The organism is uncultured Rothia sp. (assembly GCF_937976295.1).
Taxonomy (GTDB): domain Bacteria; phylum Actinomycetota; class Actinomycetes; order Actinomycetales; family Micrococcaceae; genus Rothia.
This window is the reverse complement of record NZ_CALJRY010000311.1, coordinates 1-9,719: the sequence shown is the minus strand read 5'-3', so window position 1 is coordinate 9,719 and position 9,719 is coordinate 1. Positions and strand designations below refer to the sequence as shown.

Annotated in this window: 9 protein-coding genes; 8 read left to right on the top strand and 1 reads right to left on the bottom strand. The window is 59.6% G+C overall.

Annotated elements, in window-relative coordinates:
• From Q0216_RS08275 to Q0216_RS08240, 8 genes are all read left to right on the top strand, one after another.
• On the top strand, window positions 1-290 hold a 290-nt coding region (locus Q0216_RS08275), incomplete at its 5' end, for an LPXTG cell wall anchor domain-containing protein (RefSeq protein ID WP_298594458.1).
• 329 nt (window positions 291-619) lie between these two features.
• A complete protein-coding gene (locus tag Q0216_RS08270) occupies window positions 620-1,663 on the top strand; it encodes an excalibur calcium-binding domain-containing protein (protein ID WP_298594456.1) in 1,044 nt (347 codons plus the stop codon).
• A gap of 323 nt (window positions 1,664-1,986) precedes the next feature.
• Complete coding sequence (locus Q0216_RS08265) at window positions 1,987-2,715, top strand: DUF4956 domain-containing protein (protein WP_298594454.1); 729 nt, start codon at window positions 1,987-1,989, stop codon at window positions 2,713-2,715.
• 131 nt (window positions 2,716-2,846) lie between these two features.
• The gene (locus tag Q0216_RS08260; protein ID WP_298594452.1) at window positions 2,847-3,767 is read left to right on the top strand and encodes a polyphosphate polymerase domain-containing protein; all 921 of its coding nucleotides are present in this window, start codon (window positions 2,847-2,849) and stop codon (window positions 3,765-3,767) included.
• A 178-nt stretch (window positions 3,768-3,945) separates the two neighbouring features.
• Window positions 3,946-5,679 (top strand): carbohydrate-binding domain-containing protein, encoded by a 1,734-nt coding sequence (locus Q0216_RS08255; RefSeq protein WP_298594450.1) that lies wholly within the window; start codon window positions 3,946-3,948, stop codon window positions 5,677-5,679.
• Between the two features lie 513 nt (window positions 5,680-6,192).
• Window positions 6,193-6,402: a DUF3073 domain-containing protein gene (locus Q0216_RS08250; protein WP_005504588.1), complete on the top strand. Its 210-nt coding sequence runs from the start codon at window positions 6,193-6,195 to the stop codon at window positions 6,400-6,402.
• 339 nt (window positions 6,403-6,741) lie between these two features.
• Window positions 6,742-7,806 (top strand): phosphodiester glycosidase family protein, encoded by a 1,065-nt coding sequence (locus Q0216_RS08245; protein ID WP_298594448.1) that lies wholly within the window; start codon window positions 6,742-6,744, stop codon window positions 7,804-7,806.
• Complete coding sequence (locus Q0216_RS08240) at window positions 7,803-8,996, top strand: bifunctional glycosyltransferase family 2/GtrA family protein (RefSeq protein ID WP_298594446.1); 1,194 nt, start codon at window positions 7,803-7,805, stop codon at window positions 8,994-8,996. The genes Q0216_RS08245 and Q0216_RS08240 overlap by 4 nt, the downstream gene beginning before the upstream one ends.
• Window positions 8,997-9,198: 202 nt before the next feature.
• Here the strand turns inward: Q0216_RS08240 and Q0216_RS08235 are convergent.
• On the bottom strand, window positions 9,199-9,719 hold a 521-nt coding region (locus Q0216_RS08235; RefSeq protein ID WP_298594444.1), incomplete at its 5' end, for a S8 family serine peptidase.

The window sequence follows — 9,719 nt, the reverse complement described above, 5'->3', positions numbered from 1 at the left end:
ATGACAAGAATGATTGGGGCTGCGAGGTCATCAATAGCGAGGTGACCGACGGTTCCTCCTCCTCCTCCTCCAATATTTCTTCGGGTTCTTCTTCCCGCAACTCTGGCGGTCTGGACAACCTGGGTAGCGGCTCCTCCTCTTCGAGCAACTACACTTCGAGCCGCGCTCAGCGCTCCTCCCTTGCGAACACCGGTGCTTCCAATGCCTTCACCATTGCTGGTATGGGCCTGGTAGCTCTGGGGCTGGGTGTTGCTGGCGTGTCCGCTGTGCGTAACCGCAAGAACTCCTAAAACTAGTGCCGCCGTCCGGCGTGGTGGTGCGTGAGGGTCCCTTCCCCTGAATGCTTTTGAGCGTTTGGGTGGAGGGGATTTTCGCGTTTAAGGAGGACAGTTTTTGCTGTGGGGTTGTGCTGGTGAGGCGGGGTATGTAGGGGTATGTGCTTGTTGGTTTCTTCAAGGTTAGGTTGAGGCTTTAGGGGTGCACTGCGGTATAAAAGGCTTATATAGTTCAACTATGCCTTCAAGAAACCTTCAAGGAAAATATGTTTTGTGAGTTAGGTCATGGCGAATTGGCGTCTTGGGAGTCGGTATCCCAAGCTTCGCTCGTTAGAATGGGTGGCATGAATATTCGAAACAACATCGCACGCATTGGTGCCACCGCCCTCATCGGCTGTGGCCTCGTTGCTACTTCCGTCCCCGCAACCTTCGCTGTTGAAGGTGCGCCTCAGGTCGTCCACACCTACGCAGACTCTGCACAGTTCATCGCCCCCGACGTATGGGTTGAGGGTCAGGGCCTGAACATTGGCGGCGAGGGCTTCAAGACTGCTGACGGTACCTCCGGTTCCGTTCTGGCACTGAAGCTGAACAAGGGTGCCGTTAAGATTGACGGCCAGGACTACCTGGAAATCCACGCTGATAGCGATGGTAACTTCTCCGTTACCATTCCCTGGCAGGAAGAGCTGCACGGCAGTGTCTCCGTTGACATTTACCTGCTGTCCGGCTCCCTGAAGGACGGCGACGTTCCCCGTGGCGGTAAGGCAGCTACCGTGACCATTAAGGTTGCAGAGCAGCCCGCTCCTACCGAGGACCCGACTCCGACTCCCTCTGAGGATCCGACCCCGGCTCCTACCGAGGACTCGACTCCGGCTCCCACCCAGGATCCGACCACCGAGCCCAGCGCTGAGGCATCCGAGTCTGCATCCTCCGCACCCGCTGTTGAGGACGTTAAGGAAACCAAGCCTGCTGACGAGACCTCTGCACCCGCTGCAGACTCCTCCAAGCCTGCTGACGAGAATGCAGCTCCGGCTCCCCAGCCTTCCGAGAGCTTCCGCTTCCAGAACTGCGCCGACGTTGAGGCTGCAGGCGAAGCACCGATCCGCAAGGGTCACCCGGATTTCCGCGAGAAGTTCGACGCTGACGGCGACGGCATCGGCTGCGAGCAGCCCGTTGACTACGAGAACTCTAAGAAGTCTGACAGCGTTTCGCTGAGCTCCAGCTCGAACGACAACCTGGGCTCCGGCTCCTCGAACGCATCCTCCAAGAGCTCTTCCTCCCTGGCTAAGACCGGTGCATCCGATGCGATGACCGCTGCTGGCCTGGGTCTGATTGCTCTGGGTGCTGGTGGTGCGACCATCGTGGCAACCCGCATGCGCAAGAAGGCATAATAACGCCTAGTCGCTAAGTTTTTAGCTGCTTTTATGGGCTCCCTCCGCTATGGAGGGGGCCCATTTTTTGTGCCTTTTCAGCTGTGAACCGCATAGAAATCGTCCCAAAAAAGAGGTGAATAAAGAAAAAATATTTGCGTATTTAGAGGGTAGACAAGGGAATTTGGGCGAGAAGGCAAACACTTAACTCTAAGTTAATGCAAACACAGTAAAAACATAGCTTCAACCGTGAGTCTAGAGATTACAAAGAACGCACAGCACTGAGCTGAAGAACAGACAGCGAAGAGCACAGCGGATATCACGACACGAAGCTGGAGAACCCAATGAACATCCTTATCATGGCGCTTGCCGATGCGATAGCCATCGCAGCTCTCTGCACCCTCTACATGGTGCGGCACCGTAACCGCGAACTCATGATTTCCTACGCGGTCATCAACGCCGGCATCTTCACCGTCTCGGTGGCGCTGGTATCAGCCGGATCGAACGCAACCGCAATGGGTATGGGTCTCTTCGGTGTCCTGTCGATTATCCGACTGCGCTCCACCGCCCTCAGCCAGCGCGAAGTCGGCTACTACTTCGTAGCACTCTCAGTCGGCATGATCGCCGGTGTGAACATCAGCCCGGCATATATCGCCTTCGCCCTCATGGCTACCCTGGTCGCCCTGATCGCGATCCTCGACTCGCGTAGCGCTCCGGCCTCTAAGGAACTGACCCAGACCGTTACCGCCGATCGTGCTATCAGCGACGAGGAAGAGCTCAAGAGCTACCTGAGCAAGCACCTGGGTTACACCGTCACCTCGGTGAAGATCACCGAGCTGGACATGGTGAACAACCTGACCCGCGCCACCGTCACCTACCAGCCCAAGGAAACCCCCGAGGGCGGCACCCCCGCGGCAGTGGAGGCGGCACCGGCTAACGCAGCCTCGCCCCTGGCAGAGCCCCAGATCAGTGCAACCCGCCAGGTAGCGGCCCCCACCGCCGAGGCGCACGCCGCGCTGGACACCCAGATGATTCCGCTCAAGCGGACCGAACGGACCCTCATCTCTAAGTAGCTCGTCTCTAAGTAGACAGCCACCTAAGCCGGGCACACAGCCGCCCCTCTAACAGATACGCAACATCCCAGCTGCCCACCGTGCACCCACGACTAACGCACCGGGCAACACCCCCAGAAGGACGAAGACCCATGACTAACGCAGCCGCAAACATCATCCCCACCGAATGGAAGAGCATCAGCCTCGAAGCCATGAACGAGAAGGCAGCCATGCAGACTCGTGTGGACCGCAAGTACATTGTCGATGCAGAAACCGCCGCCAAGGTACTCGCCACCCTCGACGCAGACGCCTCCGTCATGGAAATCAAGGGTCAGCGCGACTTCGCTTACGACTCGGTCTACTTCGACACCCCGCAGATGCAGAGCTATCACTCGGCAGCCTACAGCCGCGACGACACCTTCAAGATCCGTACCCGTAGCTACCTGGATTCGAAGCTGACCTTCCTGGAGGTCAAGACCGACGGTGAGCAGGACATGACCGTCAAGAAGCGCATCCCCTACACCTTCGAGGAGCGCGATACGCTCACCGCAGCAGGCCACGAGTACATCACCGAAGCACTCGGCGATATCCTCGCAGGCCCGGTCGAGAAGCTGGAGGCGGTTCTGACCACCGGCTACCGCCGCACCACGGTCTTCCTGCCGCAGAGCGAGAAGAACCCGGTCGCCTCCCGTATGACGGTAGATGCCAACCTGACCTGGACGCCCATGTCCGAGAACATCCTCATGGCGGGCGTGAACTACCGCAACTACCACGGCAACCTGGTCGGAACCACCTACGGTCTGCCGAACGCGGTCATCATCGAAACCAAGTCCGGTGTGGAGCCCTCCGTAGCAGACCAGCACCTCTGGGATGCCGGCATCACCCCCGCGAAGATCTCCAAGTTCGCAACCGGTATGGCGGCGCTGAACCCGCAGCTGGCAAGCAACAAGTGGGCAGAAACCATCAAGAACTGGATGCACCTGGAACCGGTCAACGGCACCCGCCTCAACGTGGAAGCCCTGACCGAAGAGGACTACCAGAAGCTGCTGACCGAGCGTTTCGCAACCGCCTAAAACGGCAATCCCGCCTAAAGCGGCAACCCGGGATGTGCGGGTAGGGTAGCGCACCTACCTTACCCGCACCTCCAGAACAAAGACCCAGAACCCTGATACCAGGGCACAACCCCAAGACTACTTACAAGAAACCCGCAGCGGCACTACATAGTGCTGTGATACACGAAGAAGGAATACCGTGAAAAAGAACAGCATCATCAAGAGTGCAACTTCCGTAACCCTGCTGGCAGCCCTCGCCCTGACCGGTTGCTCGGCAACCTCGACAACGGCTACCAGCACTAATACCACTAGTGCGACCGGCACCTCCACTTCGAGCACTTCGGGCACCACGTCGAAGGTGGCAGACTCCTTCTCCACCGACGTGAAGAACGGCGCGAAGCTCGCAGAGGACACCCACTACTCCGCAAAGGACGTCACCTGGGACTCCTCCAGCGAAGTTACCATTGACCTCTCCAACCCGACCGCAACCGACGGTGTGACCGTCAGCGATGGCGTCATCACCATCACCAAGGCGGGTAACTACAAGCTCACCGGCACCTACAACGGACAGGTCAAGGTCGAAGCAGCAGATAGCGATAAGGTCCGCCTGATCCTGAACAACGCGACCATCACCAACTCCACCGGTGCGGCTATCAACGTGGTTGAAGCCGACGAGGTCGTTATCTACACCGCTTCGGGTACCACCAACACCGTCTCTGACGGCTCCTCCTACTCCGATACCGCCAGCGGCAGCCCCGACGCGGCCATCTACTCCAAGAGTGACCTGACCCTGGCGGGCGAAGGCACCCTGAAGGTTGAGGGTAAGTACGAAGAGGGTGTCCACACCTCTGACGGCCTGGTGATTGCCTCCGGCACCCTGGAAGTGAGCGCGGCAAACACCGGCATCAAGGGTAAGGACTACGTTGATATCCTGGACGGTACCATCACCGTGACCGCAAGCCAGGACGGTATCAAGGCAACCAATGACACCGACGGCAACCGCGGCTGGGTACGCCTGAGCGGCGGTACCGTGAACATCTCCGCAGGTGATGACGGTTTCAAGGCTGAGCGTGTTCTGGAAATCTCCGGCGGTACCCTGAACATTACCCAGGCGAACGAGGGTATTGAGGCGCAGTACATCAACATTCTGGACGGTACCGTGAACGTGACCAGCTCCGATGACGGTATCAACGCTTCGTACAGCACCACGACCACTACCGACTCGACTACTGCAACCTCGACTGATCAGAGTGCGCAGACTGGCCAGAGCGCACAGACCGGTCAGAATTCCGCACCCCAGGCACCCAGCGGTAGCGCAGGTCAGGCACCCGCAGGTGGCGGCCAGGCTACCTCCGGTGGTCAGGCACCTGCCGGTGGCGGCATGGGCCAGCCCCCGGCTGGCGGTGGCGCAGGTGGCGGCATGGGCGGTGGCGGCGGCACCTTCGAGGTAGTTGATGCAGCCGTCAACATCTCCGGCGGTACGGTCACCGTGAACGCTAACGGTGACGGCATCGACTCCAACGGCACTGCAACCTTCTCCGGCGGCACCGTGGTTGTCAATGGCCCCTTCACCGGTGGTAACACCTCCCTGGACACCAACGGCGACCTGCTGCTCAACGGCGCGACCGTGACCGCAGGTAACTCCGGTGACATGTTCGAGGCTCCCTCCACCTCCTCCACCAGCGGCTACGTGAAGATCAGCAACGTATCGAACCTGAGCGCGGGCACCACCGTACAGGTGGCTGATTCCTCCGGTAACGTGGTGGCAAACTACAAGGTCACGAACTCCAGCACTGCACTGATCCTGGTCTCCAGCTCCAAGATCGCCAAGGGCGAGAGCTACACCGTGTACACCACCACCGATAGCGTGGATGCATCCAGCACCACCCTGGCTTCCAACGCCACCTCGCTCGGTTCCTTTACTGCAAGCTAGCAGTTCCTTCACTGCAAGCTAGGACGGCAGGTAACCCCTCAAGCCCCGTGCTGGATGTCATGACCGGCACGGTACCCTCTCTGAACCCGGCCTTGTGAGTGAGCCGGTAGGGAGACCCAGACCCCGCAACGGAAGTATAAGCACTTCTGATGCGGGGTTTTGGGGTATCTGGGCTGCCTCACCTCAGCCATGATTATGCTTTCTAGGGGTGAGGCTCATAGGTCGTAACCGTGGGGTACGCGCGTTCATTGCCAATGATGTTGGGCCGCGCGTGAGCGCTGGTTTGATGCGGTGCAGCGGGGTAGGGGTTTTGGTGCGCTCGCTACCGGTGCAAAATAAAACGGTTGTTCCGGTGCGAAGAAGTGCTCTGATACGCAAAATAGGTGCCGTTCAGCGAGACATTCAGGGCTGAAACAGGGTACTCTATAGTGTAGTAAAGACTGTTGAACGATCCGAGAGCGATGCGCCGCGCGTGCTGTTCGCCTCGGACAGGATGAAAGAGGGGGTCACGCCATGGGGCGCGGCCGTCAGAAGGCTAAAGCAACAAGGCAGGCTCGGGAGATGAAGTACTTCAGCCCCGAGACCGACTACAGCGCACTCGAGCGCGAGCTCAGTAGCGCGAAGAAAACGAAGTCCTCCGATTCGTCCCGCCGTCGCTATGACGACGAGGACGACTACTCGGCATACGCAGAAAAGTACGCGTCCTACGAGGATGAGGCATAAAGAATACGCGGAATGATTCGGCGAATATCGATCGACCGTATTCGATAGATGATGAACCGGCTTGAGACCCCACACGGGGTGCTCAGCCGGTTTTTTCGTGCCCTGCCCCGGCTGCGCGGCGCATATGTGCGGGGGATAGGAGGCGGGCTGTAGCACGCCGTTGCACGCAGCTATACGGGGCGTATACAGCCTTTCTGCAACTTTATACATATGCATGAATAGCCTTTATCTGGCAATCAGAAAGCGCATGAATAAAGAAATTAAAAATGAATATGCATACATAGCTTCTGCACAGCTTAGTCATGCCTGGCACAGAGAATAGCCCGGCATTCTAGAGACATGAACAACGAACAGAACATGACTCAGAACATTGACCAGACCACCCAGACCGCAGCAGAACAAGCTAACGCAACCCAAACCGCTGCAGAGCAGAAGCTAGCCAAGAAGAAGCTCACCCGTCGAATCTTCATCGGCGGCGGCCTCGGCGCACTCGCAGTAGTCGGCGGCGGCGCAGGCTGGGCGTACAACCGCTACCTGGCAGAGCACACAGAAATCGAAGACACCACCGCCTACGAGGCGGCGGCACAGCAGGCAAACGCAAGCGGCTCCGCCACCGCAGACCCCACCGAACTGACCGGCGTGAAGGTCAACGGCCAGAGCCTCACCGCTAACGAAGGCTCGATCACCATCACCTCCAACACCACCGGCAGCGGCTCCAATGCGGTCGTCTCCTTCGTAGCAGACATCAAGCTCGACAACGCAACCCTGCTGCGAAGCGCCTTCGCCAACAACAAGTTCGGCCAGAACATCATCGACACCCCCTCGAACATTGCCTCCGAACACAATGGCATCTGGGCGATCAACGGCGACTACTACGGCTTCCGTACCACCGGCATCGTGATTCGAAACGGTGTTGTCTACCGTGACTCCGGCGCTCGCGAGGGTCTCGCCTTCTACCGCGACGGCTCCGTCAAGCTCTACGACGAAACCGCAACCAACGCCCAGACCCTCGTCAGCGAGGGTGTGTGGAACACCCTCTCCTTCGGCCCCGCACTGGTCAAGGACTCCGCAATCGTCGACGGCATCGACAGCGTCGAGGTGGACACCAACTTCGGTAACCACTCCATCCAGGGCAACCAGCCGCGAACCGGCGTGGGTGTGCTCGGCACTAACCACCTGGTCTTCATCGTGGTCGACGGCCGCTCCACCAACTACTCGCGCGGCGTGACCATGCCCGAGTTCGCCCAGATGTTCAAGGACCTCGGCTGCGTGACCGCTTACAACCTGGACGGTGGCGGCTCCTCCGCCATGGTCTTCAACAACCAGCTGGTCAACCGCCCCCAGGGTGGCACCAAGGAACGCGGCACCAGCGACATCCTCTACATTGCAGGGAGCGCATCATGATCATCCTGATACCCGCTTACAAGCCTGACCAATCACTGGTCCGCCTTGCCCGGGCTCTGCGCGAACAGGACCCCAGCGCTGAAATCCTCGTGATTGACGATGGATCCGGCAGCACCTACGCACCGATCTTTACCGAACTGCGTATCAGCGGCGTGACCGTGCAGACCCACCCGGTCAACAAGGGCAAGGGCGCGGCACTGCGCACCGGTATCGCCTGGGCGAAAGCAAACCGCCCCGGTGAGGTTATCGTCACCGCCGACGCGGACGGCCAGCACTTACCTCGGGACATCTTCCGTGTGGGTGTGCGCACCGAAACCGCAGCGGCGGCAGGTCAGAGGAGCATCATCCTCGGCGTGCGTACCAAGCCCGACCCGAACGCCGGCGAAGAAGGCACCAAGGTGCCGCTACGTTCCAAGATTGGCAACATCGCAACCGTAGGCTTCTTCACCCTGGCCACCGGTGCCCGCGTGGCAGATACCCAGACCGGTCTGCGCGGCTTCACCCCGCAGATTCTGGACTGGTTGCTACAGATTCCCGGCGATAAGTACGAGTACGAGTTCTCCATGCTCCTGCGCGCAACCCGCGTAAAAGTGGAACTGGTGCAGGTACCCATCGTGAAGGTCTACGAGCCGGGCAACCCGACCAGCCACTTTAGGCCGCTGCAGGACTCGGCGCTGATTTACGCACCGCTGCTTGCCTTCCTGGCTTCGTCTTTCCTGACCGGCTTCCTGGTGGACGCTATCGCCCTCTTCGTCCTGGTGGGCATGGGCGTTCCGCTTCTGGCAGCCGTAATCGGTGCCCGCGTCATCTCGGCACTGACGAACTTCACCGTCAACCGAATGCTCATGCATGACGGAGGCGCACGCCCCTCCGCATCCTCTTCGCTGGTACGTTACACCGTGCTGGCGGTGGGCATCCTCGCCACTAACGCGGCTCTGATGGAAACTCTGACCGGTCTGGGTGCATCCCTGCTGGTCGCCAAGATCCTGACCGAGCTGATTCTGATCCCGATCAGCTTCGCGGTTCAGCGCCGCTGGGTTTTTCTACCCGCCCAGCGTCAGGAAAATACGCGAGAAGAGACTCAAGCAATCGCCGCCTCTTCCGGCTTGCGTGCGGTGAGCTACGAGTCGGCTCGCATGGAGGTTGCAGGTATTCGTGCCGGGATGCCAGCCTCCCAGGTACGCCCCTAGCGGCTAGTTCACTAGGGGCTACCTACAAAACTTCTCCCACCCGTCAGTCGTGAGGGTGGGTGGGAGATGCAAGCTGCAGCACCACAAGCAGCAGCGTTCTGTTCACGAAAAGCCCCCGCTGATTTTTCAGCGGGGGCTTTTTGTATGTGGCGTCCTTCAGAAGCCTATTGGCTCACTGGCTTCCGAACTGGCAATATGCCGATTACTGACCGGGAATCAGGCCACCGGGGGTAATCAGGAAGGGAGGGTTGTGGTTAGTGGTCGGGTTGGTCACGTAGCCAACGCGAGCTGCACGGGTCGGGTACTTGGGTGCACGCTTCGGCCAGGGCTTCACAACGGGGTTCGAATCCTGCTTGCCCTGCAGGGCAGCCAGGGCGCTCGCCGCGTTCACAATGCCGGAGCCGCAAGCGTTCACATCGCAGGTGAGCGGCTTAGAGGTCTGCTTCAGAATCTGCTTTGCGCGCTCAGCGTTCAGCGAGGGATCCACGGACTTCATCAGGGCAATCACACCAGCAACCTGGGGTGCCGCCATGGAAGTGCCGTCGTACTCGGTGTATCCTGCGCCGGTGGACACGGTGGTACCCAGGTCCACGGTGGACATGATGCTACTACCGGGGGCGCTCACATCAACGAGCTTGCCATAGTTGGAGAAGTCGCTACGCTTACCGTCCTGGTCGGTAGCGCCCACCACGATCGAGCCGCCGCAGTTAGCCGGAGCGACCT